Annotated in this window: 23 protein-coding genes; 11 read left to right on the top strand and 12 right to left on the bottom strand. The window is 72.9% G+C overall.

Translation table 11 applies throughout. The features are described from left to right. The first annotated feature begins 27 nt into the window (after positions 1-27). Positions 28-678, top strand: coding sequence for a spherulation-specific family 4 protein (locus OHA81_RS09850; RefSeq protein WP_329202138.1), 651 nt, complete (start codon positions 28-30; stop codon positions 676-678). Continuing rightward, a complete protein-coding gene (locus tag OHA81_RS09845; RefSeq protein ID WP_329194699.1) occupies positions 675-1,508 on the top strand; it encodes an endo alpha-1,4 polygalactosaminidase in 834 nt (277 codons plus the stop codon). The genes OHA81_RS09850 and OHA81_RS09845 overlap by 4 nt, the downstream gene beginning before the upstream one ends. A 52-nt stretch (positions 1,509-1,560) precedes the next feature. On the opposite strand, the gene OHA81_RS09840 is transcribed toward OHA81_RS09845, so the two are convergent. Continuing rightward, on the bottom strand, positions 1,561-3,006 hold the full coding sequence (locus tag OHA81_RS09840) for an FAD-dependent monooxygenase (protein WP_329194697.1): 1,446 nt from the start codon (positions 3,004-3,006) through the stop codon (positions 1,561-1,563). 67 nt (positions 3,007-3,073) lie between these two features. Here OHA81_RS09840 and OHA81_RS09835 point away from each other — a divergent pair, with 67 nt between their 5' ends. Then, positions 3,074-3,724 carry a TetR/AcrR family transcriptional regulator C-terminal domain-containing protein gene (locus OHA81_RS09835; RefSeq protein WP_329194695.1) on the top strand — a complete coding sequence of 217 codons (651 nt, stop codon included), beginning with the start codon at positions 3,074-3,076 and terminating at the stop codon, positions 3,722-3,724. A 72-nt stretch (positions 3,725-3,796) separates the two neighbouring features. Here the strand turns inward: OHA81_RS09835 and OHA81_RS09830 are convergent, their stop codons facing one another. From OHA81_RS09830 to OHA81_RS09810, 5 genes are all read right to left on the bottom strand, one after another. Continuing rightward, a complete protein-coding gene (locus tag OHA81_RS09830) occupies positions 3,797-5,023 on the bottom strand; it encodes a sensor histidine kinase (RefSeq protein WP_329194693.1) in 1,227 nt (408 codons plus the stop codon). Between the two features lie 36 nt (positions 5,024-5,059). Then, positions 5,060-5,797, bottom strand: a complete 738-nt coding sequence (locus tag OHA81_RS09825; RefSeq protein WP_329194692.1) for a hypothetical protein — start codon at positions 5,795-5,797, stop codon at positions 5,060-5,062. After that, positions 5,794-7,653 carry a phosphatidylglycerol lysyltransferase domain-containing protein gene (locus tag OHA81_RS09820; RefSeq protein WP_329194691.1) on the bottom strand — a complete coding sequence of 620 codons (1,860 nt, stop codon included), beginning with the start codon at positions 7,651-7,653 and terminating at the stop codon, positions 5,794-5,796. Before OHA81_RS09820 ends, OHA81_RS09825 begins: the two co-directional genes overlap by 4 nt. A gap of 80 nt (positions 7,654-7,733) precedes the next feature. Then, a complete protein-coding gene (gene cobT / locus OHA81_RS09815) occupies positions 7,734-8,798 on the bottom strand; it encodes a nicotinate-nucleotide--dimethylbenzimidazole phosphoribosyltransferase (RefSeq protein ID WP_443056492.1) in 1,065 nt (354 codons plus the stop codon). Between the two features lie 96 nt (positions 8,799-8,894). Next, on the bottom strand, positions 8,895-10,106 hold the full coding sequence (locus OHA81_RS09810) for a bifunctional adenosylcobinamide kinase/adenosylcobinamide-phosphate guanylyltransferase (protein WP_329194689.1): 1,212 nt from the start codon (positions 10,104-10,106) through the stop codon (positions 8,895-8,897). A gap of 117 nt (positions 10,107-10,223) precedes the next feature. On the opposite strand from OHA81_RS09810, the gene OHA81_RS09805 reads away from it, so the two are divergent. Next, positions 10,224-10,436, top strand: a complete 213-nt coding sequence (locus OHA81_RS09805; RefSeq protein ID WP_190182197.1) for a hypothetical protein — start codon at positions 10,224-10,226, stop codon at positions 10,434-10,436. 55 nt (positions 10,437-10,491) lie between these two features. On the opposite strand, the gene OHA81_RS09800 is transcribed toward OHA81_RS09805, so the two are convergent. Both OHA81_RS09800 and OHA81_RS09795 read right to left on the bottom strand, forming a co-directional pair. Beyond that, complete coding sequence (locus OHA81_RS09800) at positions 10,492-11,199, bottom strand: class I SAM-dependent methyltransferase (protein ID WP_329194687.1); 708 nt, start codon at positions 11,197-11,199, stop codon at positions 10,492-10,494. Between the two features lie 116 nt (positions 11,200-11,315). After that, the gene (locus tag OHA81_RS09795; protein WP_329194685.1) at positions 11,316-11,915 is read right to left on the bottom strand and encodes a DUF3043 domain-containing protein; all 600 of its coding nucleotides are present in this window, start codon (positions 11,913-11,915) and stop codon (positions 11,316-11,318) included. A gap of 358 nt (positions 11,916-12,273) precedes the next feature. Here OHA81_RS09795 and OHA81_RS09790 point away from each other — a divergent pair, with 358 nt between their 5' ends. Next, complete coding sequence (locus tag OHA81_RS09790) at positions 12,274-13,068, top strand: PspA/IM30 family protein (protein ID WP_329194683.1); 795 nt, start codon at positions 12,274-12,276, stop codon at positions 13,066-13,068. A 13-nt stretch (positions 13,069-13,081) separates the two neighbouring features. Continuing rightward, complete coding sequence (pspAA, locus tag OHA81_RS09785) at positions 13,082-13,360, top strand: PspA-associated protein PspAA (protein ID WP_329194681.1); 279 nt, start codon at positions 13,082-13,084, stop codon at positions 13,358-13,360. 35 nt (positions 13,361-13,395) lie between these two features. Here the strand turns inward: pspAA and OHA81_RS09780 are convergent, their stop codons facing one another. Beyond that, entirely contained in the window at positions 13,396-14,166 is a 771-nt protein-coding gene (locus OHA81_RS09780) for a hypothetical protein (protein WP_329194679.1), read from the bottom strand. Between the two features lie 86 nt (positions 14,167-14,252). Here OHA81_RS09780 and OHA81_RS09775 point away from each other — a divergent pair, with 86 nt between their 5' ends. The 3 genes from OHA81_RS09775 (at position 14,253) to OHA81_RS09765 (ending at position 19,095) form a co-directional block, all read left to right on the top strand. Beyond that, positions 14,253-15,074: an adenosylcobinamide-GDP ribazoletransferase gene (locus OHA81_RS09775; RefSeq protein WP_329194677.1), complete on the top strand. Its 822-nt coding sequence runs from the start codon at positions 14,253-14,255 to the stop codon at positions 15,072-15,074. A gap of 26 nt (positions 15,075-15,100) precedes the next feature. After that, the gene (locus tag OHA81_RS09770; RefSeq protein ID WP_329194676.1) at positions 15,101-15,802 is read left to right on the top strand and encodes a response regulator transcription factor; all 702 of its coding nucleotides are present in this window, start codon (positions 15,101-15,103) and stop codon (positions 15,800-15,802) included. A 167-nt stretch (positions 15,803-15,969) separates the two neighbouring features. Continuing rightward, positions 15,970-19,095, top strand: coding sequence for an efflux RND transporter permease subunit (locus OHA81_RS09765; protein WP_329194674.1), 3,126 nt, complete (start codon positions 15,970-15,972; stop codon positions 19,093-19,095). Positions 19,096-19,174: 79 nt separating this feature from the next. Here OHA81_RS09765 and nadA read toward each other — a convergent pair whose 3' ends face one another. Further along, on the bottom strand, positions 19,175-20,377 hold the full coding sequence (nadA, locus tag OHA81_RS09760; RefSeq protein ID WP_329194671.1) for a quinolinate synthase NadA: 1,203 nt from the start codon (positions 20,375-20,377) through the stop codon (positions 19,175-19,177). A gap of 312 nt (positions 20,378-20,689) precedes the next feature. Here nadA and erpA point away from each other — a divergent pair, with 312 nt between their 5' ends. Continuing rightward, a complete protein-coding gene (gene erpA / locus OHA81_RS09755; protein ID WP_136217385.1) occupies positions 20,690-21,046 on the top strand; it encodes an iron-sulfur cluster insertion protein ErpA in 357 nt (118 codons plus the stop codon). 77 nt (positions 21,047-21,123) lie between these two features. On the opposite strand, the gene OHA81_RS09750 is transcribed toward erpA, so the two are convergent. Together OHA81_RS09750 and OHA81_RS09745 are read right to left on the bottom strand one after the other, a co-directional pair. After that, positions 21,124-22,572: a hypothetical protein gene (locus tag OHA81_RS09750; RefSeq protein ID WP_329194667.1), complete on the bottom strand. Its 1,449-nt coding sequence runs from the start codon at positions 22,570-22,572 to the stop codon at positions 21,124-21,126. Between the two features lie 121 nt (positions 22,573-22,693). After that, a complete protein-coding gene (locus OHA81_RS09745; RefSeq protein WP_329194665.1) occupies positions 22,694-22,909 on the bottom strand; it encodes a hypothetical protein in 216 nt (71 codons plus the stop codon). Positions 22,910-23,040: 131 nt separating this feature from the next. On the opposite strand from OHA81_RS09745, the gene OHA81_RS09740 reads away from it, so the two are divergent. Continuing rightward, positions 23,041-24,015, top strand: coding sequence for a carbohydrate kinase family protein (locus OHA81_RS09740; RefSeq protein WP_329194664.1), 975 nt, complete (start codon positions 23,041-23,043; stop codon positions 24,013-24,015). The last annotated feature ends 22 nt before the right edge of the window (positions 24,016-24,037 follow it).

The raw sequence follows: 24,037 nt of genomic DNA, 5'->3' as shown, positions 1-24,037 counted from the left end.
TACGAGACGCACAAGAAGAAGGACCTCATGCTGCTGGTGCCCCTCTACGAGCACCCCGCCGACCGGCCCGAGGCGTGGGAGCTGCTCATCGCCTCGGCCGGCCGGCTGCATTCGGTGGTGCTCAACCCCGACAGCGGGCCGGGCGCGGCCCCCGACGAACGGTTCGCCGCGGTCGCCGGGCGGCTGCGGGCCGCCGGGGTGCCCGTCCTGGGGTACACCGACACCGACTACGGGCGCCGCCCGCACGCGGCCGTCGTCCAGGACCTGCTGCGCCACCGCGACTGGTACGCCACCGACGGCGCCTTCCTCGACCAGGCCTCCGCGGAGCCGGGACTCCTGCCGCACTACGGCCGGCTCGCCGTCGCCGCCCGGGCGGCCGGCGCCCGCACCCTCGTCCTGAACCACGGCGTCCACCCGCACCCCGGGTACGCCGCGCTCGCCGACCTGCTCGTCACCTTCGAGGGTCCCTGGGACGCGTACCGCGACGCGGGAGCCGCCCCGGGGTGGACCGCCGACCACCCCGCCCAGCGGTTCTGCCACCTCGTGTACGCCGTCCCGCCGGGCGCCCCGGCCGCCGAACTCGCCCTGGAGCGAGGGGCCGCCGTGCACTGCGCGGTCCCCGGCACCGGCGCGCACCCGTGGGGAACCCTGCCGTACGCCCTGGAGGCCACCGCATGAGGCGCCGCGCGCTGCCCTGGCTGCTCGTCGGCCCGCTCCTGCTCCTGGCCTCCTGCACGTCCGTGCCCGAGTCGCCGGAACCCGACGACCTGTCGCCCGACCCGGCGCCCGGGCAGCGCTGGCAGCCCGCGCCGCAGGTGAGCTGGCAGTGGCAGCTGACCGGCGCGCTCGATGCCTCCGTGAAGGCGGCCGTGTACGACGTCGACGGCTTCAACACCTCCAAGGAGCAGGTGGCCGCCTTGAAGAAGGCCGGCCGCAAGACGATCTGCTACCTCTCCACCGGAGCCTGGGAGGACTTCCGTCCCGACGCCGCCGACTTCCCGAAGGAACTGCTGGGCAAGGGCAACGGCTGGGAGGGCGAGCGCTGGCTGGACATCCGGCGCTCGGCCGAACTGGAACCGCTGATGGCCAAGCGGTTCGACATGTGCAAGGCCAAGGGCTTCGACGCGATCGAGCCGGACAACATGGACGGGTACGCCAACTCGTCCGGGTTCCCGCTCACCGCCGCCGACCAGCTGGCCTACAACCGGCTGATCGCGAAGCTCGCGCACGACCGGGGACTGTCGGTCGGGCTCAAGAACGACCTGGACCAGATCCCCGACCTCGTCGGTGACTTCGAGTTCGCCGTCAACGAGCAGTGCGCCCAGTACGAGGAGTGCGAGCGGTACCGGCCGTTCGTCGCGGCCGGGAAGGCCGTCTTCCACGTCGAGTACGAGGGCCGGCTGCGCGAGTGGTGCCCCGTCTCGCAGCGGGAGAAGCTCAGCTCGCTCCAGAAGAAGACCGACCTGGACGCCTGGCGCCGCTGGTGCCCGCCGAGGGGCGAGCCTTAGGCGGCCCGGGCCGGCCGTGGCCGGGCCGGCGGCCCCGGGGCCCTGTCCCGGTTCAGACGCCGGCCAGGACCGCGTAGTCGGCGGCGCCCGCGCCCGTCGGGCCCGCCCAGCCGACGTAGCCGTCGGGGCGGACGAGGAACACCCCGTCCCCGTACGGTGCGTAGGACGGGATGCGCACCGTACGGGCGTCGGGCAGCGCCGGAAGGTGCGCCCCCGCCCCGGCGCCGACGGCGAGCAGAGTCCAGTGCGGTCCGCGGAACGCGTCGAAGAGGCGTACGCCGCCGCACACCCCGTCCGGTGCGCGGTCGCCGGCGCGCAGGGCGCCCTCGGGCAGCGCGGTGCGGGTCTCCACGGCGAGGGCGGAGCCGCGGTAGCCCAGGCCCAGCATGCGGGTGGCCTCGCCGCGCCGGGTCTCGCCCCGGTGGACCCGGGTGGACAGGCCGAGCATGTCGGCGGCGACGGGCAGCCGTTCCTCCTCGTAGGTGTCGAGCAGGGACTCGGGGGCCCGGCCGCCCAGCACCGCGGCCAGCTTCCAGCCGAGGTTGTACGCGTCCTGGACGCTGGTGTTCAGCCCTTGGCCGCCCGCGGGGGAGTGGATGTGCGCGGCGTCCCCGGCGAGGAAGACGCGGCCCTCGCGGAACCGGTCGGCGAGCGCCGCCCGGGGGCGGAAGTCCGAGGCCCAGCGGACTTCCGTCACGGCCTCGGGGGCGAGGTGGGTGCGGGCGGCGACGACCGCGCGGATCCCGGCGGGGGAGACGTCGATGTCCGTGCCCTCGGGGAAGCGGGCCGTGAGCTGGAAGTCCTGCGTCCCGGCCAGCGGACAGAGCGTGAGCACCCCGCAGTCGTCGGCGGCGGGGAAGATGTGCCAGTTCTCGCGGTCGAGCCCGGTGAGGCGGACGTCGGCCACGAGCATCGGGTTCGGATCCAGGCTCTCGCCGGTCATCGTGATGCCGAGGGCGCGGCGCACGGTGGACCGGCCGCCGTCGGCGGCCACGGCGTAGCGCGCGCGGACGCTCTGGCCGGAGGCGAAGAGGGCGTTCACCCCGTCGGGGTCCTGGGTGATCCCCGTCAACTCCCTGCCGAAGGCGACCTCGCCGCCGAGCTCCGCGAGCCGGGTGAAGAGGATCTCCTGGGTGCGCCACTGCGGCACCATCCAGGGCTCGTGGTACGGGGAGTCCTCGCGGCGCTCACCCTCGTCGAACATCGGGTACTCGCCCTGGCGCCGGCCGTCCTGCCAGATCATCCCGAGCGGGTAGGGGCCGCCGGCCGCACCGATGGCCGCCCCCACGCCGAGGTCGTCGAAGACCTCCCGGGTGCGCGGCTGGACGCCCTTGCCGCGGGAGCCGGGGAAGAGGCCGTCGGCCCGCTCCACGAGGAGGGAGCCGATCCCCCGCCGGGCGAGGTCGACGGCGAGGGCGAGGCCGGTGGGGCCCGCGCCGACGATCAGTACGTCCGTGTGCGTGCCCTTGTTCGTACCGCTGGTCACAGTGCTGCTCATGGCGCATCTCCTTAACGTCGTTAAGTTGCCTCCACAGATTCGCCTTAACACTGTTAATCTGTCAAGCGTGACGACCCGGAGAACTCCCAAACTGGACAAGAAGCAGGTCGTGGAGACCGCGCTGCGCCTGCTGAACGAGGTGGGCCTGGACGGACTGACCCTGCGGGCCATCGCCAAGGAGCTGGACGTGCAGGCGCCCGCCCTGTACTGGCACTTCAAGGACAAGCAGGAACTGCTCGACGAGATGGCCACCGAGATGTACCGGCGGATGACCGCCCAGGTGCGGCTCGCCCCGCACACGGCGTGGCAGGAGCGGCTCCTGGCCCGCAACCGCTCCCTGCGCGCGGCCCTGCTCGGCTACCGCGACGGAGCCAAGGTCTTCAGCGGCTCGCGCTTCACGGGCACCGGGCACGCCGTCCAGCTGGAGGCCGATCTGCGGGCGCTGGTCGACGCGGGCTTCACACTGCCCCGGGCGGTGCGCGCCCTGTCCACCGCCTACTCCTTCACCATCGGCTTCGTCACCGAGGAACAGGGCGTCGAGCCCGTCCCCGGTGACCGCAGGGAGGGCTACGACGTCACCGAACGCGCTGCCCGGCTGGCGGAGTTCCCCCTTGCCGCAGCGGCGGGCGCCGGCCTCTTCCAGGAGTACGACGAGGGGTTCGAAGAGGGCCTGGCCCTGCTGGTCCAGGGCATCGAGGCGCGCTACGGCCTCGCCTGAGCCGGGCCCGCCTCCGGCCTCACCCGAGCAGGCCGGGCGCCCCTTGGGGCCCGCCTCCGGGCCCGCCCCCGCTCACGCCGGCAGGACCGCGTGGACGCGGTACCCGCCGCCGTAGCGGGGCCCGGCGGAGCAGGACCCGCCCAGGGCGCCGGTCCGCTCGCGCATCCCCAGCAGGCCGTGGCCGCCGCCCGGGTCGGCCGGGCGGGGGGCGGAGTCCGCCGAGGTGCCCCCGTCGTCCAGCACGGTCACCTCCACGGACGCCCCCACCCGCACCACGCTGACCTCGGCCGTCGCGCCCGGACCCGCGTGCTTGCGCACGTTGGTCAGCGCCTCCTGGATCACCCGGTACGCGGCCAGGTCCACGGCCGCCGGAAGGGCGTCCCCGTCCCTGCCCAGCTCGACCATCACCTTCACCGGCAGCCCGGCGTTGCGGAAGGTGTCGGTCAGCTCCTCCAGCACCCCCAACCCCGGCGCGGGCTCCGTCGGCGCCTCCGGATCACCGGACTGCCGCAGCAGCCCGACCGTGGCGCGCAGTTCGTTCAGCGCCGAACGGCTGGCGTCCCGTACGTGCGCCAGCGCCTCCTTGGCCTGGTCGGGGCGCTTGTCCATCACGTGCGCGGCCACCCCCGCCTGCACGTTGACCAGGGCGATGTGGTGGGCCACCACGTCGTGGAGGTCCCGCGCGATCCGCAGCCGCTCCTCGGCGACCCGGCGCCGGGCCTCTTCCTCGCGGGTGCGTTCGGCGCGTTCGGCGCGCTCCCGGATCGCGTCGATGAAGGCCCGGCGGCTGCGCACCGCGTCCCCGGCGGCCGCGGCCATGCCGGTCCAGGCGAAGACGCCGATGTTCTCCTGCGCGTACCAGGGCAGCGGCCCGGCCAGCATGGCGACGCCCGTCAGCCCCGCCATGGTGAGCAGACCGACCTTCCAGGTCGTGGGCCGGTCGGTGCGGGCGGCGAGCGTGTACAGGGCGATCACCGTGCACATCGCGACGGGCGCCCGGGGCTCCCCGGTGGACAGCTCCAGCAGCGAAAGGGCGACGGTCGCGGCGAGCACCGCGCGCGGCCGTCGGCGCCCGAACACGAGGGCGGCGGAGCCCAGCAGCATCAGCACGAGCGAGAACGGCTCGGGGGTACGGGTGCCGAAGGTGGGACCGTGCGGCCCGTGCGGGCTGGCGAAGGAGCCGACCACCATGGCGACGAGCGCCCCGAGAGCGAGTGCGGCGTCGGTCGCCGGCGGATGGGTCCGCAGCCACTGCCGGACCGCACGGAAGCGTCCCTGCCGGACGGGGTCTGTCGTCACGGGAAGCTACGGTACGGCCTCCACCCGCAGTCCCGGTCAGTCGCTGCGCGAGGACGGCGGGGACGGCGGGGACGCGGGCGGAGGCCGGCGGCCCAGCGGTATCCGGGAGCGCTCCGGACCCCACTTCGCGCGCACCACGCACACCGCCATGACGGCGGCGATGGCCGCGAGGTGCTCCTTGCCCGCCAGGTTGTCCTTGAACAGCACCTCGCCGATCATGACGGCGATCACCAGACCGCCCGTCAGGTACGCCCGGTAGCGCCAGCAGACGTAGATCGCCAGGCCCACCACCGCCGCCGACGGCCCGGTGTCGTTGACGACGCGGTCGGACACCGGCAGGCCGAAGGGGTGGTCATGGCCCAGCGAGAGCCCGATCCGGGCGTACGTGGTCCCGGCGAGCGTGGCCACGTAGCCGATCACCAGGGTGCGCCACCACCCGATGCAGATCTCGGAGATGCCGAAGACCAGCAGGATCTGGGCGAGTGCCCCCCACACCGGCAGGTCGAGTGCCGGCACGAACAGGGAGAGCGGGGTCCGCAGGAGCGCCAGCCAGAGCGGGTCGGCGGCCTTGACGGAGCCGAGGTCCTGCACCGGCTGGAAACCCCAGTGGGTGTTCTGGACGATCTGGAACAGCGAGGTCAGGGCGACCGCGCCGATCGTCATCGGGATCGCGCGCCACTTCTGGTGGACGAGCGCGTCCCGGATCGTCCGGAACAGGGGCCCCCACTCGCGGCGGGCGAACCGCCGCGGTGAGGGGTTCGACCACGCTGTCAACGACGCGTCTCCAGATGTCTGCGGTGCAGCCACTTCGGCAGGCCGGGTGCCTCCAGGAAGCCCTCGGCCCGGCCCGCCGCGATACCGATCCGCAGCAGGTCGGAACTCTTCTCGAAGAGCATGAACCGCGGCTCCCAGATCGGCCGGTATTTGGCGTTGGCCCGGTAGAGGGACTCGATCTGCCACCAACGGGAGAAGAAGCTCAGCAGCGAGCGCCACATGCGCAGCACCGGACCCGCCCCGAGCTTGGACCCCCGTTCGAAGACGGAACGGAACATCGCGAAGTTCAGTGAGACCTGTGTGACGCCGATCTCCTTCGAGCGCTCCAGGAGTTCGATGACCATGAACTCCATCAGACCGTTCTCGGATTCCCGGTCGCGGCGCATCAGGTCGAGCGACAGGCCCTTGGGTCCCCACGGCACGAAGGACAGCACGGCGCGCAGCTCGCCCTGCCCGTCGAAGCACTCCAGCATCACGCACTGGCCGTCGTCCGGGTCGCCCAGCCGGCCCAGCGCCATGGAGAAGCCGCGCTCGGTCGCGCCGTCGCGCCAGTCGTCGGCCCGCTTGAGGAGGTTGTCCATCTCGTCGGCCGGCACGTCGGCGTGGCGGCGGATGCGGACGGTGTACCCGGCGCGCTTGACGCGGTTGAAGGCCTGCCGGACGGTCCGCATGGCGCGGCCCTCCAGGGTGAACTCGTCGGTCTCGACGATGGCCTCGTCACCGAGCTCCAGCGCGTCCAGGCCGTGCCGCGCGTAGATCTGCCCGGCCTCCTCGCTCGCGCCCATCACGGCCGGGATCCAGCCGTGTTCGCGGGCCTCGGCCAGCCAGGGTTCGATGGCGCCGGGCCACGCCTCCGGGTCGCCGATCGGGTCGCCGGACGCCAGTGAGACGCCGCCGACGACGCGGTAGGTGACGGCGGCCTTGCCGGTGGGGGACCAGATGACGGACTTCTCCCGGCGCAGCGCGAAGTAGCCCAGGGAGTCGCGGTCGCCCTGCTTGGCGAGCAGGGCCCGCAGCCGCTCCTCGTCCTCGGGGGTCAGCGGGTCGACGGCGCGGCGCGCGCGGAACGCCGCGAACAGCACGGCGAGCAGCAGCATCATCGACATCACGTTGATGGAGACGTCCACCCAGCTGGGGGTGGCGATCCCGTCGTAGGCCCGGTCGTTCGGCTCCAGGGTGACCAGCCGCATCACGCCGTACCGCCAGCGGGCCAGGAACGTCGCCTGGGCGCGGTCGGGGTCGGTGTTGGTGGCGCCGACCAGCAGGGCGGCGACGAGCGAGGTCAGCAGCAGGCCCACCGCGCCGACGGCGGTGGCGAGCTTGGGGTTGGACCGGTCGCCCTTGGCGTAGAACTCGTGCCGGCCCAGTACCAGCGCACCGACGAAGGCGGCGGTCAGCACCAGCGACACCCAGTTCTGGGCGTGGTCGCGGAACTCGGGGTAGCAGAAGTTGAACTCCCCGCCCGTGCACGGGGCGAAGGCCGCGGTGGCGAAGGCGAACAGCAGCATCCCGCTGATCACCAGGTTCAGGATCCAGGCGGCCCGCTTGCGGCGGCGCATGGTGACCGCGAGGATCAGCGAGAACAGCCCGGACGCGAACCCGGCCGTCAGCAGGTACGGGGTGTAGAAGTCGGCGGTGTTGTGCCGGCGCAGGTCCTGCCCGAGCGAAAGCCACACCGCGCTGAGGAAGTTCACGAAGGTGACGGCACGCAGGTACCAGACCGCGAAGGCGGCCCCGCGCCGCGATGGTCCGGTGCCCCTGCGGCCGGCCGCCTTGTCGGCGGGCTCCCCGCCGGGCTCTTTTCTGCCGTTGGCAACCGTCGTGGTTTCTACGCTGGTCAAGCGGACCTCTCCCATGGAATGCGATGTTATGGGGCGTCACCGTCCACGGGCGGTTCGAGCACCCCGGACTGCTCAGGCCCGTGGCGCCCGTCGACTCAGTCCTTCGTTTCCTCCGCCGCCCGCTCGGGCAGGTCCGCCGCGAGTGCGGCGGCCGCTTGGACGAGGGGGAGGGCGAGCAACGCCCCGGTTCCCCCACCTACTGTGACGCCGTGGTCGAGCACCGGGTTGAGCGCCATCCGGTCCAGGGCTTTGGCCTGGCCCGGCTCTCCGCTGGCCTGGCCGGCCAGCCACCAGTCCGGGGCGCGGAACGCGGCCCGCTGGGCCACCAGCCCGCACGCCGCGGACACGATGCCGTCGAGGATGACAGGCGTGCGGCGTACCGCGCACTGGAGCAGGAACCCCGTGATGGCGGCGACGTCCGCACCGCCGACCTTTGCCAGCAGGGCCACCTGGTCCCCGAGGACGGGGCGGGCCCGGCGCAGCGCGTCGCGGATCGCCGCACACTTGCGCATCCAGGTCAGGTCGTCGACGGGGAGACCGCCGCGGCCCGTGACGACGGAGGCGTCCGTGCCGCACAGGGCCGCCACCAGGGTCGCGGCCACCGTGGTGCCGCCCACGCTGAGGTCGCCGAGCACGACGAGGTCCGTCCCCGCGTCGGCCTCCTCGTCGGCGATGCGCATCCCGAGCCGGAGCGCAGCCTCGGCCTCCTCGGGCGTCAGCGCGTCCTCCACGTCGATGCGGCCGCTGCCGCTGCGGACCCGGTGGCGCGTGACGTCCGACGGGAGCAGCCCGGGGTCGCAGTCCAGTCCCGCGTCGACGATGCGGACGCCGGCGCCGAAGCGGCCGGCCAGGACGGCGACCGGGCTCGTCCCGTCGAGCACGGCGCGCACCAGTTCGTGGGCTGAACCGGCGGCCCGGGCGGAGACCCCGGCGGCGGCGATCCCGTGGTCGGCGGCGAACAGCACGACGCGCGGCCGCTCGATCGCCCTGACCGGTACCCGGCCCTGCGCGGCGGCCAGCCACTCGCCGAGCTCGTCGAGCCGGCCCAGCGCGCCGGGCGGCACGGCCAGCCGTTCGCGGCGATCCTCGGCATCACGACGGACGCCCCCGTCGGGGCGTTCGATCAGATCGGAGAACTCGTCGAGATTCAGCGTGGTCATCTGCCAGAGCGTACAGGCGGTGAGGCCTTCCCCAAGCCCCCGATCCGGCCTCTCGGTCAGCCCGCCGACGGCCCCCCGCGGACCGCTCCGCCGGCGTCACGGCTTCAAGATCAACGCCTGGCCCGCGACGACCAGCAGCACGTGCTCGCACTCGGCCGCCACCGCGTTGTTCAGCCGGCCCAGCTCGTCGCGGAAGCGCCGCCCCGACGCGGTCGCGGGAACCACGCCCGCACCCACCTCGTTGCTGACGAACACCACCGTCCGGCGGGCCGCCCGCACGGCCGCCGCCAGCGCACCGGTCCGCTTGCGGAGCTCGGTGCGGCCGCCCGCCTCCCACACCGAGTCGTCCCAGGCCCCGGCCCGGTCCATCGCGTCCGTCAGCCACAGCGCCAGGCAGTCCACCAGCAGCGGCGGCCCGTCCCCGTCCTCCAGCAGCGGCACCAGCTCGCACGTCTCCACCGTCCGCCAGCTCGCCGGACGCCGCTCCCGGTGCAGCCCCACCCGCTGCGCCCACTCCGCGTCCCCCTCCCGGGAACCGCTCGTGGCGACGTAGACCACCTCGGGGAACGGCGCCAGTCGCCGCTCGGCCTCGTACGACTTCCCCGACCGGGCCCCGCCCAGCACCAGCGTCCGCCGCGGCACCTGCGGCAGCGCGCGGTACTCGCCGGCCACCACCGTCGTGCCGTCCGGGACCGTCCGCGCCCCGACGGCCGCGCACCGGCGCTCCAGCTCCCGCCCCGGCGGGGTCCCGTGGTCCAGGTGCACGGCGATCACATCGGTGGCCGGGCCGACCGCCCCGCCCGCCCGCAGCCGTGCGAGCGCCTCGGGGCGGCCCAGCACGTCCGCGAGGACCACGTCGTACGGGAGCTGTCCGCCCGCGCCGGGACCGAGGCCCGCCGGGGCCCCGCCCGGCGGCAGGTACAGCAGCCGGGCGCCGTCCGGGCCGGTGACCTCGTACCCCGTGCCGGGGGCGTCCATCGGCACCGCCCGCACCCGGTGCCCGCTGATCACCGCCAGCTCCCGGCCGTCCGGCACCCGCCCGGCGGCGGGCAGCCCGGGCGGCAGCTCGACGGCCGGGCCGTCGTGCGGGTGGGTCAGCAGGACCTGCCGTACGCCCGACAGCGAATGCCCCGCACGGGCGCCGGCCAGCACCGCCCCCGGTGTCAGGTCCAGCAGCAGCGCGCCGTCCACGAGGACGGCGGTCGCGGCGCGGGCGCCCGGGCCGACGGCCAGGGCGCAGGTGGCGCAGGGACAGCCGGGGCGGGGCAGTCCTTCGGGTGTACCGGTACCGAGGAGAGTGAGTTCCACGGGATGATCCTCCCGCGTCACCGGGACTGCTGCGCGCCCGGCTACTCTGCGGGCAGACTCGAGGCGGAGTACGCGCGCGAGCGACAGACGAGCGGCGGACGAGCAACGGAGGCGGACATGGCGTGGACGTGGCGGTTCGAGGCGGCCGACGGCGGCGAGACCAACCCGTCGGTGGAGCCTGAGGAGTTCACCACGCAGGGGGACGCGGAGTCCTGGATCGGGGAGTACTGGAAGGACCTGCTGGAGGGCGGGGTCGAACGGGTCAAGCTCTCCGACGACGGCGGCACCGAGCTGTACACGATGAGCCTGCGCGAGGCGCTGGACGCGTGAGCGCCTGATCGGGCGGCGGTGTGCGGGGCCCGGCCCCGCACACCGCACAGGTGCGTCAGCCCCGTACGCCGCACAGGTGCAGCAGCGCCGCCACCCCGCGGTAGGGGTCGGTCCGGCCGGCCCGGTCCTCGGCGGCCAGCAATCGCTCCAGTTCCCCGTCCGGGGGCAGGGTCTCGCCGGCCTCGGTGCCGTCGGTGAAGACGCGGACGCCGTACCAGGCGTGGAGCGGCGCGCCGATCCCGGACAGGGTCGCGGTCAGATCGGCCAGCCGGTCGGCCCGTACCTCGAGGCCGAGCCGGTTCGTGTAGTCGACGGTGTCGAAGGCGGCCAGGGCGGCCGTCCAGTTCCCGTCGAGCCCCGGTCGCATCGCGAGGGCGTCGCCGTTGCGCACGAGCAGGGACAGCAGCCCGCCCGGCGCCAGCATGCGGGCCAGCCCGGCGAGCATCGGGTCCGGCTCGGGCACGTACATCAGCACGCCGTGGCACAACACCACGTCGAAGCTGCCGGGACCGAAGTGGGCGCCCGTCTCGCGGCCGTCGCCCTCCATCAGCCGGACCCGCTCCTGGATCCCGGCCGGTTCCGCGGCCAGTGCGGCGTGCGCGACCGCGAGCATGTCGGGGTCCTGCTCCAGGCCGGTGACCATGTGCCCGGCGCGGGCCAGGCGCAGGGCCTGCGTGCCCTGGCCCATGCCGACGTCGAGCACGCGCAGCCGCTGCCCGACGGGGAAGCGGTGCACGATCTGCTCGTCGACCTGGCGGCCCACGAGTTCCTGGCGGACGGCGTTGCGCAGTCCGCCCAGTCCCTCCAGCCACAGCCGGGCGCCCCCGGCGAATCCCTGTTTCCCCTCCCCTGACGCCCCTGAGCGGGGCGTCGCTCGGCTCAGGGCCGTTCCCCGCGCTTGACCTGCGGCTTCGGCAGACGCAGGCGGCGCATCTGGAGCGTGCGCATCAGGCCGTAGGCGACGGCGCCGCGCTTCGGCTCGTTCGGGAAGCGCGTGTTCAAGGCCTTGCGCAGGCGGATGAACAGGCCGATGGAGTCGAGGATGATCAGGACGATCACGCCGAGCCACAGCAGCAGCGCGATGTTCTGGATCGAGGGGATCCGGACCATGCTCAGCACCAGGATGATCACCGCGAGGGGCAGGAACATCTCGGCGACCGAGTAGCGGGCGTCCACGTAGTCGCGGACGTACCTGCGGACCGGGCCCTTGTCACGGGCGGGCAGGGCCCGCTCGTCGCCGTTGGCCAGCGCCTGGCGCTGCTTCGCCATCTCTTCGCGGCGGCGCTCACGGGCGCGCTTGGCATCCTCCTTGCGGTTGCCGGTCGGAGCCGCCACTGCCTTGCGCTGCGACTGGGCCACAGCACGCTTCGGCGTCGGGCGGCCCTTCGGGGCCTGGGGGTCACGGGGCTGCGAAAGGCCGGCGCTCACCTTGTCGGTGGCGGCGTCCTTTTCTTCCTTGGAGGAACGGCTACCAAACACAAAACCCAAGCGTACGTGGTCGTGCGCTCCCGCCCCACCTCCGCGGGGAACGATCCGGCAACGGCGGGCGTCTTCCCTGTGCAGGGTTCTTGCGGCGGGCGCACCTCCCGCGCGGACGGCCCGGGAGCGCACCGGGTCCCGGGGATCTCGGGGGTTCTCCTGGGATCACCTACTCCTCGCGCCCGATACGGCGGGGGAGTCAGTCGTCCTGGAGGAGGAGCGCATCCGGGCAGGAACAGTGCGGTAATGGAGACAGGGCCCGTACTGTGGGTCCTGATGGCGGCCGTCTCGGGAGACCGGGCACCGCCATGGCTGTGACCTGGAGCGAAGTCCGTCTAGAAGGGGGCGCGCGAAGCCCATGAGCGGTGTCATGAAGCGTATGGGGATGATCTTCCGCGCGAAGGCGAACAAGGCCCTTGACCGGGCCGAGGACCCGCGCGAAACCCTCGACTACTCCTACCAGAAGCAGCTGGAACTGCTGCAGAAGGTGCGCCGGGGCGTCGCCGATGTGGCGACCTCCCGCAAGCGGCTGGAGCTGCAGCTGAACCAGCTCCAGGGCCAGTCCGCCAAGCTGGAGGACCAGGGCCGCAAGGCGCTCGCCCTCGGCCGCGAGGACCTGGCCCGCGAGGCCCTGGCCCGCCGCGCCTCCCTCCAGCAGCAGGTCAGCGACCTGGAGGTGCAGCACCAGACCCTCCAGGGCGAGGAGGAGAAGCTGACCCTCGCCTCCCAGCGCCTGCAGGCCAAGGTGGACGCCTTCCGGACGAAGAAGGAGACCATCAAGGCCACCTACACCGCCGCCCAGGCGCAGACCCGGATCGCCGAGTCCTTCTCCGGCATCTCGGAGGAGATGAGCGACGTCGGCCTCGCCATCCAGCGTGCCGAGGACAAGACCGCCCAGCTCCAGGCCAGGGCCGGCGCGATCGACGAACTGCTGGCCTCCGGCGCCCTGGACGACCAGAGCGGTCTCGGCTCCAAGGACGACATCCAGGCCGAGCTCGACCGCCTCTCCGGCGGCACCGATGTGGAACTGGAGCTCCAGCGGATGAAGGCCGAGCTGGCCGGCGGCCCGTCCGCGCAGCAGCAGGCCATCGAGGGCGGTGCCCCCGGCACGGGCCAGCCGTCGCAGACCCAGCACCGGTTCGACAAGCAGTAGGACGGGGCCCGTCATGATTGTCCGCATCATGGGGGAAGGCCAGGTGGAGCTGGCCGACAGCCACTTCGCCGAGCTCAACGCCCTGGACGACGCCCTCCTGGAGGAGATGGAGTCCGGTGACGAGTCGGGCTTCCGCAGGACGCTCGGCGAGCTGCTCGATGCGGTCCGACGGCTCGGCCGGCCGCTGCCGGACGACGTACTGGAGCCGTCGGAGCTCATCCTGCCCGCCCCGGACGCCACGCTGGACGAGGTCCGGCAGATGCTCAGCGACGACGGCCTGATCCCGGGCTGAGCGGCGCGGGGGCTGTTCGGGGCAGGGCCCGTCGCTCAGTGCGGCGGGCCCTTGCGCAGGGGGATCCGCTCCGGGTCCGGGGTGCCGCCGATGAAGTTCTCGAACCTGCGGCGCGGCGCGGCCCAGCGCCGGTCGTGGTGGAAGGCGCGCAGCCCGGCCCTGGCGCGGGCCCGCGGGCGCTTGGCGTAGAACCGCTTCGCGTACGGGGAACCGGGCCGGGCCAGCCGGATCGCGCCGATCAGCGCCACGAAGGGGACCACCGTCCCGAACAGCGCGGTGCGCGGCTTGCCCTTCCACAGCGCGACCAGCGCCAGGAAGAAGTTGCCGGCCATGTTCAGGACGACCAGGCCGCGGCTCTGCCGTTCGTCGGGGCTGAGGTCGTTGACCCCGAAGGGCAGGAACCCGCCCAGCACCAGCGCCACCAGCGCGGCCGTCAGGACCACGATCTCGACGCTCTTGCGGCCCTGCTCGCTCCAGTAGACGTCGTCGAGGTGCAGGATCAGCGCGAACTCGTCCAGCACCAGGCCCGCGCCCAGCCCGAAGAGCACGGCCGAGGCCAGCGCGCCGAAACCGCCCCGGCCGCTGGCGATCGAGCCGAACCCGCCGATGATCACGAGGACCACCCCGGGCACGACGTGGTGGATGTGCAGGCCGCCCGGCGACACGTTGCGGAACGGGCCCCGGCCCGCCCGGATCAGCCGGGTGATCACGCGGGTGACCAGGAACGACAGCACGAAGGACAGCAGGGCGACCAGCAGGGGCAGCTTCCCCGGTTCGACGATGTTCCGATACCACCAGTGACCCATACCGCCGGCTCCTTCCCCTGACAGCTCCCGGTTTAGCAGGTATTGGGCAATTTACCGGCCGCCCCGAGCGGGTAGCGTTCGCGCCGATGACAGATTCGTACGAAGATCCGCCGACCGTCCCGCCCCGGGAGCGCGCCCCGCTCGGCGACGGGCTTCGCTTCGCGTTCGGCACGCTCACCGTGCTGCCCGCCCGCGTCACGCGCTGGGACCGGCCGGCCGCCCGGACCGGGATGGCGTGCGCCCCGCTCGTCGGCCTCGTCGTCGGCGCGCTCGCGGCGGCGGCCGGAACGGCCCTGCTCCTGCTCGGCGGCGGTCCGCTGCTGGCCGCGGCCGTCACCGTGGCCGTCCCGGCCGCGCTGACCCGGGGCCTGCACCTCGACGGACTGGCCGATACCGCCGACGGGCTGGGCAGCGCGAAGCCGGCCGAGGACGCGCTGCGGATCATGAAGCAGTCCGACATCGGCCCCTTCGGGGTGATCACCCTGCTCTTCGTGCTGCTGATCCAGGTGGCCGCCCTGGCCGACGCCTACGCCGACGGCTGGGCCCGGGGTGCCCTCGCCGCGGTGACCGCCGCCGTCGCCGCCCGGCTCGCGATGACCCTGGCCTCGCGCGTCGGCGTCCCCGCGGCCCGGCCCGGGGGCCTGGGAGCGGCGGTCGCGGGCGTGGTCCCGCGCGGCTCGGCCGTTGCCGTCGCCGCCCTCACCGTGGCGGCGGCCGCCGCAGCGGCCCTGCCGCTGGGCCTGCCCGCCGCCGCCCGGCACGCGGCCGCGGTGCTCCTCGCACTGGGCGCGGCGGGGCTCCTGCTGCGCCGCTGCGTGCGCCGCTTCGACGGGGTCACCGGCGACGTGTTCGGAGCCCTGTCCGAGGTCGCGGGCACCACCGCGCTGCTGACCCTCGCCCTCGGCTGACCGGGCAGCCCCCGTACGCTCGGGGCGTGGAAGAGACCCCGACGCCCATCAGGGTGCTGCTCGCCGACGACCAGGCGCTGCTGCGCAGCGCGTTCAAGGTGCTCGTCGAGTCCGAGCCCGACATGCACGTCGTGGGCGAGGCCTCCGACGGCGCCCAGGCCTACGCGCTCGCTCGCGACCACCGGGCCGACGTCGTCCTCATGGACATCCGCATGCCCGGCACCGACGGCCTCGCCGGCACCCGGATGATCACCGCCGACCCGGAACTCGCGGCGGTGCGCGTCGTCATGCTGACCACCTTCGAGGTCGACGAGTACGTCGTCCAGGCGCTGCGGGCCGGCGCCTCCGGCTTCCTCGGCAAGGGCGCCGAGCCCGAGGAACTGCTCAACGCCATCCGCGTCGCCGCCGCCGGCGAGGCGCTGCTCTCCCCGGCCGCCACCAAGGGGCTGATCGCCACCTTCCTCGCCCAGGGCGCCCACGCCGATCCCCCCGGCCCCGGCTCCGCGCACGCCGAACGGCTCGCCGCGCTCACCGGCCGGGAGCGCGAGGTCCTCGTACTCGTCGCGGCGGGCCTGTCCAACGACGGCATCGCCGGCCGCCTGGAGGTCAGCCCGCTCACCGTGAAGACGCACGTCAACAGGGCCATGGCCAAGCTCGGCGCCCGCGACCGGGCCCAACTGGTCGTCATCGCCTACGAATCCGGCCTGGTCCGGCCCCGCGCGGACTGAGCGGGGCGCACGGCCCGAGGGGCGGGACGAGCCGCGCAGTAGGGCGGCGTACTGCGGGCGCGGTACGCGGGACGCGAGGACGGCACCTGGGAGCGACGCGGCGCCGCCGTGCCGTGGGTCAGGGTGAGGGGTCGCTCGTGTCTGAACCTGCAGAGAGATCCCGAACCATGTCGTGGCTGTCCCGCTTCAGCCTGGCCCAGAGAGCGCTGATCGGCCTCGTGTCGATCGTCGCGCTCGTCTTCGGTGCCATAGCCATCCCACAGCTCAAGCAGCAACTGCTGCCCTCCATCGAACTGCCGATGGTGTCCGTGCTCGCGCCGTACGAGGGTGCCTCGCCCGACGTGGTGGAGAAGCAGGTCATCGAGCCGATCGAGGCCACCCTCAAGGGCGTCGACGGCATCACCGGCATCACCTCGACCGCCAATGAGGGCAACGCCCTGATCATGGCGCAGTTCGACTACGACGAAAGCGGCACGAAGCAGCTGGTCGCCGACGTCCAGCAGGCCGTGGGCCGCGCCCGCGTCCGGCTGCCCGCCGACGTCGACCCGCAGGTGGTGGCCGGTTCCACCGACGACATGCCGACCGTGGTCCTCGCCGCCACCTCCGGCAAGGACCAGCAGGCCCTGGCGGACCAGCTGGAAAGCTCCGTCGTGCCCGTCCTCTCGGACATCGCCGGCGTCGGCCGGGTCACCGTCGACGGGGTCCAGAAGCTCCAGGTCACCGTCACGCCCGACCCGGCGAGGCTCGCGGCCGCCGGCCTCGACGGCGCCCTGCTCGCCAAGGGCCTCCAGGCGGGCGGCGCGAGCGTCCCCGCCGGTTCCTTCGACGAGCAGGGCAAGAACCGCACCGTCCGGGTCGGCGCCGGCTACACCTCCCTCGCCCAGCTGGAGGACCTGCGCCTGAGCGCCGGGCCCGGCAAGCCGGCCGTGCGCCTCGGTGACGTCGCCACGGTCAAGCAGGAGCCCGCCAAGGCCGTCTCCCTGACCCGTACCAACGGCAAGCCCAGCCTCGCCGTCACCGTGACCATGGACAAGGACGGCAGCGCCGTCGCGATCTCCGACGCGGTCAAAGCCAAGCTGCCCGAGCTGCGCTCCACCCTCGGCTCCGGCGCCGACCTGGCCGTGATCATGGACCAGGGGCCGGCGGTCGCCAAGTCCATCTCGGGCCTGACCACCGAGGGCGCCCTCGGTCTGGTCTTCGCGGTCCTCGTGATCCTGGTCTTCCTCGCCTCGCTGCGCTCGACGCTGGTCACCGCGGTCTCCATCCCGCTGTCCGTCGTGCTCGCGCTGATCGTGCTGTGGACCCGGGACCTGTCGCTCAACATGCTGACGCTCGGCGCGCTCACCATCGCCATCGGCCGGGTCGTCGACGACTCGATCGTGGTCCTGGAGAACATCAAGCGCCACCTCGGCTACGGCGAGGAGCGCGAGGAAGCCATCGTCACCGCGGTGAAGGAAGTGGCCGGGGCGGTCACCTCCTCCACCCTCACCACCGTCGCCGTCTTCCTGCCGATCGGTCTGGTCGGCGGCATGGTCGGGCGGCTGTTCAGCTCCTTCTCGCTGACCGTCACCGCCGCCCTGCTGGCGTCGCTGCTCGTCTCCCTGACCGTCGTGCCCGTGCTGTCGTACTGGTTCCTGCGCGCCCCCAGGGGCGTGGCCGAAGAAGCCGCCAAGAACGCGGAGAAGGCGCGGCGCGACGCGCAGGAGAAGGAGGCGCGCAGCCGGCTCCAGCGGTTCTACGTCCGCGTCCTCGGCTTCGCCACCCGCCGCAGGCTGACCAGCGTCGCCATCGCGGTGGCGGTCCTTGCCGCCACCTTCGCCATGACCCCGCTGCTCAAGACGAACTTCTTCGACCAGGGCGAGCAGGACACCCTGACGGTCAAGCAGACCCTGGAGCCGGGCACCTCGCTGGCCGCGGCCGACGAGGCGAGCCACAAGGTCGAGAAGGTCCTGTCCTCGGTCGACGGCGTCAAGGACTACCAGGTCACCGTCGGCTCCTCCGGCTTCATGGCGGCGTTCGGCGGCGGCACGGGCACCAACCAGGCGTCCTACCAGGTCACCTTGGAGAACGCGGACGACGCCGGCTCCGTCAAGGATCACATCGAGAGCGAGCTGGCCAAGCTCGACGGCGTCGGCGAGACCCGGATCCTCGCGGGCGGCGGCTTCGGCAGCTCCAACCTGAGCGTGGTCGTCAAGGCCGGTGACGCCGACGTGCTCGCCAAGGCCGCCGGGCAGGTCCAGGCCGAGATGGCCAAGCTCAAGGACGTCACCGACGTCCAGAGCGACCTGTCCCAGTCCGTGCCCCGCATCTCGGTCACCGCCACCCCCAAGACCGCCGAAGCGGGACTGGACCAAGGCGCGCTGGGCGCGCTCGTCGCCCAGGCCGTACGCGGCACCCCGGCCGGCAAGGCCGTACTGGACGACACCGAGCGGGACATCGTCATCAAGTCCGCCCGGCCGGCCACCACCCTCGCCGAACTCCAGGCGCTCCCCGTCGGGCCGACGGCCAAGCTCGGCGACGTCGCCGACGTCAAGATGGTCCCCGGCCCCGTCGCGATGACCCGGATCGACGGCGCGCGCGCCGCCACCATCACCGCCCGCCCGGTCGGCGAGAACACCGGCGCCGTCAGCAGCGCACTGCAGAGCAGCATCAAGGCGCTGGACCTGCCCGCCGGCGCCACCGCCTCCATCGGAGGTGTCTCCCAGGACCAGAGCGAGGCCTTCGGCTCCCTGGGCCTGGCGATGCTCGCGGCCATCGCGATCGTCTTCATGCTGCTGGTGGCGACCTTCCGCTCGCTGGTCCAGCCGCTGATCCTGCTGGTCTCCGTCCCCTTCGCGGCGACCGGCGCGCTCGGCCTGCTGATCGTCACCGGCACCCCCATGGGCGTCCCGGCGATGATCGGCATGCTGATGCTCATCGGCATCGTCGTGACCAACGCGATCGTCCTGATCGACCTCGTCAACCAATACCGGCGCCAGGGCCTGGGCGTCGTCGAGGCCGTCATAGAGGGCGGCCGGCACCGCCTGCGGCCCATCCTGATGACCGCACTCGCGACGGTCTTCGCGCTGCTGCCGATGGCGCTCGGCGTCACCGGCGAAGGCGGCTTCATCTCGCAGCCGCTCGCGGTGGTCGTCATCGGCGGCCTGGTCAGCTCGACCCTGCTGACCCTGCTCCTGGTGCCGACCCTGTACACGATGGTCGAGCTCTTCAAGGACCGCCGCCGCGCCAGGCGGCGGGCCCGCCTGACGGTGGTCCCGGCCCTGAGCGAGGGGGAGACCCCGGCGCGGGTGTGACCGCAGGGACCGTACCAACGCCGAAGGGGCGCCTCCCGGCCGGGAGGCGCCCCTTCGGGCATGCGGGGGAGGGCCCGGCCTACGGCAGCGCGAGCATCCGCTCCAGGGCGAGCTTCGCGAAGCTCTCGGTCTCCTTGTCGACCTGGATCCGGTTGACGAGGTTGCCCTCGGCCAGGGATTCCAGGGCCCACACCAGGTGGGGGAGGTCGATGCGGTTCATGGTCGAGCAGAAGCAGACCGTCTTGTCGAGGAAGACGACTTCCTTGTCCTCGGCGGCGAATCGATTCGCCAGGCGCTGGACCAGGTTCAGCTCGGTGCCGATGGCCCACTTGGAGCCGGCCGGGGCCGCCTCCAGCGTCTTGATGATGTACTCCGTCGAGCCCACGTAGTCGGCTGCCGCCACGACCTCGTGCTTGCACTCGGGGTGCACGAGCACGTTCACGCCGGGGATGCGGGCGCGGACGTCGTTGACGGAGTCGACCGAGAACCGGCCGTGGACCGAGCAGTGCCCGCGCCACAGGATCATCTTGGCGTCCCGCAGCTGCTCGACGGTGAGGCCGCCGTTCGGCTTGTGCGGGTTGTAGAGCACGCAGTCGTCCAGCGACATGCCCATGTCGCGCACGGCGGTGTTGCGGCCCAGGTGCTGGTCCGGGAGGAAGAGCACCTTCTCCCCCTGCTCGAAGGCCCACTCCAGGGCCTTCTTCGCGTTGGAGGAGGTGCAGATCGTGCCGCCGTGCTTACCGGTGAAGGCCTTGATGTCGGCGGAGGAGTTCATGTACGAGACCGGCACCGTGGTGCCGGCGATCCCGGCCTCGGTCAGCACGTCCCAGCATTCCGCGACCTGCTCGGCGGTGGCCATGTCGGCCATCGAGCAGCCCGCCGCGAGGTCGGGCAGGACGACCTTCTGGTCGTCGGTGGTCAGGATGTCGGCGGACTCGGCCATGAAGTGGACGCCGCAGAAGACGATGTACTCGGCCTCCGGCTTGGCGGCCGCGTCCTTGGCCAGCTTGAAGGAGTCACCGGTCACATCGGCGAACTCGATGACCTCGTCGCGCTGGTAGTGGTGGCCGAGGATGAAGACCTTGTCCCCGAGCTTCTCCTTGGCCGCGCGGGCGCGCGCCACCAGGTCCGGGTCCGACGGCGAGGGCAGGTCGCCGGGGCACTCGACCCCGCGCTCGCTCTTGGGGTCGGCTTCGCGGCCGAGCAGCAGCAGGGCGAGCGGCGTCGGCTGGACGTCCAGGGGCTGGACGTCCATAGGCTGGGCGGTGGTCACGACACGCACCCTTTCTCTTCTGCGACAAGGGACTTCGGAAGACGTTCGGAGCGACTTCTCGTCTATTTGACGCTATCTATCATAGCCGCTTCACGTCAGTTTGACGATGCCGATTGTGTCGATGTGACGAATTCGCCCGCTCCGTGACTCCTCGTCCGTCAGGTCCGCACCCCGGCCCCGGTGTGTGCGAGCATGAAGAACTGGAACAAGGTGCGGGACCCCGGAATGAATCCGCGGTCGCGCTGGTTGCCACCGACGGCAAGAGTCCGACGTTTCCCCAGCCCTCCGGCGGGGAGCCGCCCACTTCGGGAGTGAATGCAGATGTCCGTACAGGACGAAAAGACCACCGTGAGCGACGGCATCCTCCTGTCCGACGCCGCCGCCGAGAAGGTCAGGACCCTGCTGGAGCAGGAGGGCCGCGATGACCTGGCGCTCCGCGTCGCCGTCCAGCCCGGTGGCTGCTCCGGCCTGCGCTACCAGCTCTTCTTCGACGAGCGCTCCCTCGACGGCGACGTCGTCAAGGACTTCGACGGGGTCAAGGTCGTCACCGACCGCATGAGCTCCCCGTACCTGCACGGTGCGTCCATCGACTTCGTCGACACCATCGAGAAGCAGGGCTTCACGATCGACAACCCGAACGCCACCGGCTCCTGCGCCTGCGGCGACTCGTTCAGCTAGGCAGTCCTGCGACGAGGGCCCGGACGGCGTTCGCCGTCCGGGCCCTCGTCGTGTGCGCACCGTCCTGCCGGACCGTCCTACTGGCGGGGCAGCTGCTTGCCGGTCGTCGCGTCGACCACCTTCCGGTCGCCCAGCGGCTTCTGGAGCGTCACCGTCAGGGACATCTCCTTCGCCAGCATGATGCAGGCCCGCCCCGGCTTGTTCGGGGTGTCGGTGATCTTCACCAGGACGTCGGTCCCCTCCTCCCGCGCCTCCACGGCGTAGGTGCTGCACACCCCGCCCCAGAAGTTCACGGTCAGCGTCCGGTCGGCCTCCTTGTACGAGAACCCGGGCACGGTACGCGAGGCCCCCGCGCCCGGCGCGACGGTCTCCCGGGAGGAAGCCGGCTCGACCACGGTGCGGGACGGCCCGCCGTCCTTGCCCGCCACCTCGAAGAACCAGGCCGGGACCAGACCCCGCTCACCGCTGTCGACCGTTCCCGCGGCGAGCCCCAGCACGGCCCCCCGTACGGTCTCCGTCCGCGGCGGCTTCATCGGACGCGGCTCCGGGTTGCAGGGCAGGGTGTCCGTCGCCCCCGTCGGCGTGTCCGGGGTCTGCGGGACCGAGGTCGCGCAACCGCTGGGACCGGGGCCGGTCCCGTCCGAGCCGCCGCTGCGGGCATTGAGCCGGGCCAGCGCCTCGACGGCCCCGACCACCGGCTCGTCGGCCGCGCGGACCGGCGCCTTCAGCTCGCCGCTGCCCGCCACCACCGTGCCGTCCGGGCCGACGCTCACCTTGCTGGACCAGCCCTGCGTGGGCAGGCCGCCGATCACCGGGTCCGCCGTCACCACCCGGACCGAGCCCTGGGTCAGGCGGGCGTCCAGCTTGGTGTCGGCCTGGCCCGCGCCCGCGAGCACCGGGGCGGCGGCGGACTTGGCCGCCTGCTCCGAAACGGGCTGCGCGGTGTCGCCGGCGCCCTGGGGGAGGGTGGCCGGGCCGCAGGTGTCCTGGCCGCGCTTGCAGTTGTCGCCGCCCGAGCCGCTGCCCGCGCCGTTGCCGTCCCCGGCCTGGAAGCGGGCGTAGTTCCACGTTCCCGGGGCCGTACGGGTGACCGTGAGCCGGGGCCCGGCGCCGTCGGCCGCCTCACCGGCCAGCCACTGCTCGCCGTTCAGCCGGGGCGCGCCCGGGATCCCGAGGGCCGCGGCGAGCCGGGCCACCTCCTCGGAGGTCACCTCGCCCTTCGCGGCGAAGGTGGGGGCGCCGGCCGGTCCGTCGGGGAGCTTGACGTCCGCCCGGTAGGTCACCGCGCCGCCCGAGGGGTCCGGCTCGCCCGGCGCGATGCCCGGCCCCGGCGGGGTCGGCGCGACGCGGGGCGCGGAGGCCGCGCCGGCACCCGTACGGTGGTCGCCCGAGCCGTCTCCGTGGGCCGTGGACGCCCAGTAGGCGGTGCCCCCGCCCGCCAGGAGGACGGCCGCCGCGACCGAGCCGACGGCCCAGCCCGGCCGCCGTCGTGTGGGGCGTGATGTGTCGGGTCGTTCGGTGGTCACCGCATCGCTCCTTCGCCTGTCCCGCGTGTCTCGTTGCGGGTGTGACGGAGCGGACCGCGAACCGGTTCCCTGCCGGCCCGAGAAGATCGCCCGGACAGGGCCGAGATCCGGAAGGCTCGTCCTAGTCGCCGTACTCCGCGGTGGAGGCGATGAGCCGGGCGGACGCGGCCGGGACGCTGACGCCGTGGATCTGGGAGGGCGCCACGGACGCGGGCCGCGGATCGGCCGGGACCGCCCAGTGCGGGGCCATACGGGCGCAGTCGCCCAGCAGCCGGGCGAAGCCGGGCCGCGTCCCGGCGGAGTGCTCGGCGTACCCGAAACCATCGGTGTAGGTCATGGACGGCACGTTAAGCCCGGGCGGAGCGAGGAGAAAGACCTACTACGGGGTAGTTTCGACGGGTCGGCCCGCAGCTGCCGACCGGGTAGTTTTGACTGTCCACCGCCGTCCCCCGCAGGAGCATCCACGCCGTGCGTATCGCAGTCACCGGCTCCATCGCCACCGACCACCTGATGACCTTCCCGGGCCGCTTCGCCGACCAGCTGGTCGCCGACCAGCTCCACACGGTCTCCCTCTCCTTCCTCGTCGACAACCTCGACGTCCGCAGGGGCGGTGTCGGCCCGAACATCTGCTTCGGCATGGGGCAGCTCGGCAGCCGCCCGATCCTGGTCGGCGCGGCCGGCTACGACTTCGACGAGTACCGCGCCTGGCTGGACCGGCACGGCGTCGACACCGAGTCCGTCCGGATCTCCGAGGTGCTGCACACGGCGCGCTTCGTGTGCACCACCGACGCGGACCACAACCAGATCGGCTCCTTCTACACGGGCGCCATGAGCGAGGCCCGCCTGATCGAGCTCAAGGCCGTCGCCGACCGGGTGGGCGGGCTGGACCTCGTCCTCATCGGCGCCGACGACCCCGAGGCGATGCTGCGCCACACGGAGGAGTGCCGCACCCGCCAGATCCCCTTCGCGGCCGACTTCTCGCAGCAGATCGCCCGGATGGACGGCGAGAACATCCGCACCCTGATGGAGGGTGCGACGTACCTCTTCTCGAACGAGTACGAGAAGGGCCTCATCGAGTCGAAGTCCGGCTGGACGGACGCGGAGATCCTCTCCAAGGTCGGCACCCGGGTCACCACGCTCGGCTCGAACGGCGTGCGCATCGAGCGCGAGGGCGAAGAGCCGATCGTCGTCGGCTGCCCGGAGGAGAACGCGAAGATCGACCCGACCGGTGTCGGCGACGCGTTCCGCGCCGGTTTCCTGACCGGCCTCGGCTGGGGCGTCGGGCTGGAGCGGGCCGCGCAGGTCGGCTGCATGCTGGCGACGCTGGTGATCGAGACCCTGGGCACCCAGGAGTACACCCTGGCCCGCGCGCACTTCATGAAGCGCTTCACCGAGGCCTACGGCGAAGAGGCCGCCGCCGAGGTCCAGGCCCACCTGGCGTAACGCCACCCGTGACGGCGACGCC

This window comes from Streptomyces sp. NBC_00667, assembly GCF_036226825.1.
Taxonomy (GTDB): domain Bacteria; phylum Actinomycetota; class Actinomycetes; order Streptomycetales; family Streptomycetaceae; genus Streptomyces.
Note: the sequence above shows the minus strand (reverse complement) of the source record. Positions and strands in the feature narration are given on the sequence as shown.

Coding starts and splice junctions, on each gene's coding strand:
- pspAA (WP_329194681.1), top strand. CDS start 13,082: ATGATTGTCCGCATCATGGGGGAAGGCCAGGTGGAGCTGGCCGACAGC.
- OHA81_RS09745 (WP_329194665.1), bottom strand. CDS start 22,909: ATGACCTACACCGATGGTTTCGGGTACGCCGAGCACTCCGCCGGGACG.
- OHA81_RS09775 (WP_329194677.1), top strand. CDS start 14,253: ATGACAGATTCGTACGAAGATCCGCCGACCGTCCCGCCCCGGGAGCGC.
- OHA81_RS09840 (WP_329194697.1), bottom strand. CDS start 3,006: ATGAGCAGCACTGTGACCAGCGGTACGAACAAGGGCACGCACACGGAC.
- OHA81_RS09780 (WP_329194679.1), bottom strand. CDS start 14,166: ATGGGTCACTGGTGGTATCGGAACATCGTCGAACCGGGGAAGCTGCCC.
- OHA81_RS09765 (WP_329194674.1), top strand. CDS start 15,970: ATGTCGTGGCTGTCCCGCTTCAGCCTGGCCCAGAGAGCGCTGATCGGC.
- OHA81_RS09850 (WP_329202138.1), top strand. CDS start 28: ATGCTGCTGGTGCCCCTCTACGAGCACCCCGCCGACCGGCCCGAGGCG.
- cobT (WP_443056492.1), bottom strand. CDS start 8,798: ATGACCACGCTGAATCTCGACGAGTTCTCCGATCTGATCGAACGCCCC.
- OHA81_RS09845 (WP_329194699.1), top strand. CDS start 675: ATGAGGCGCCGCGCGCTGCCCTGGCTGCTCGTCGGCCCGCTCCTGCTC.
- OHA81_RS09820 (WP_329194691.1), bottom strand. CDS start 7,653: ATGGGAGAGGTCCGCTTGACCAGCGTAGAAACCACGACGGTTGCCAAC.
- OHA81_RS09790 (WP_329194683.1), top strand. CDS start 12,274: ATGAGCGGTGTCATGAAGCGTATGGGGATGATCTTCCGCGCGAAGGCG.
- OHA81_RS09805 (WP_190182197.1), top strand. CDS start 10,224: ATGGCGTGGACGTGGCGGTTCGAGGCGGCCGACGGCGGCGAGACCAAC.
- erpA (WP_136217385.1), top strand. CDS start 20,690: ATGTCCGTACAGGACGAAAAGACCACCGTGAGCGACGGCATCCTCCTG.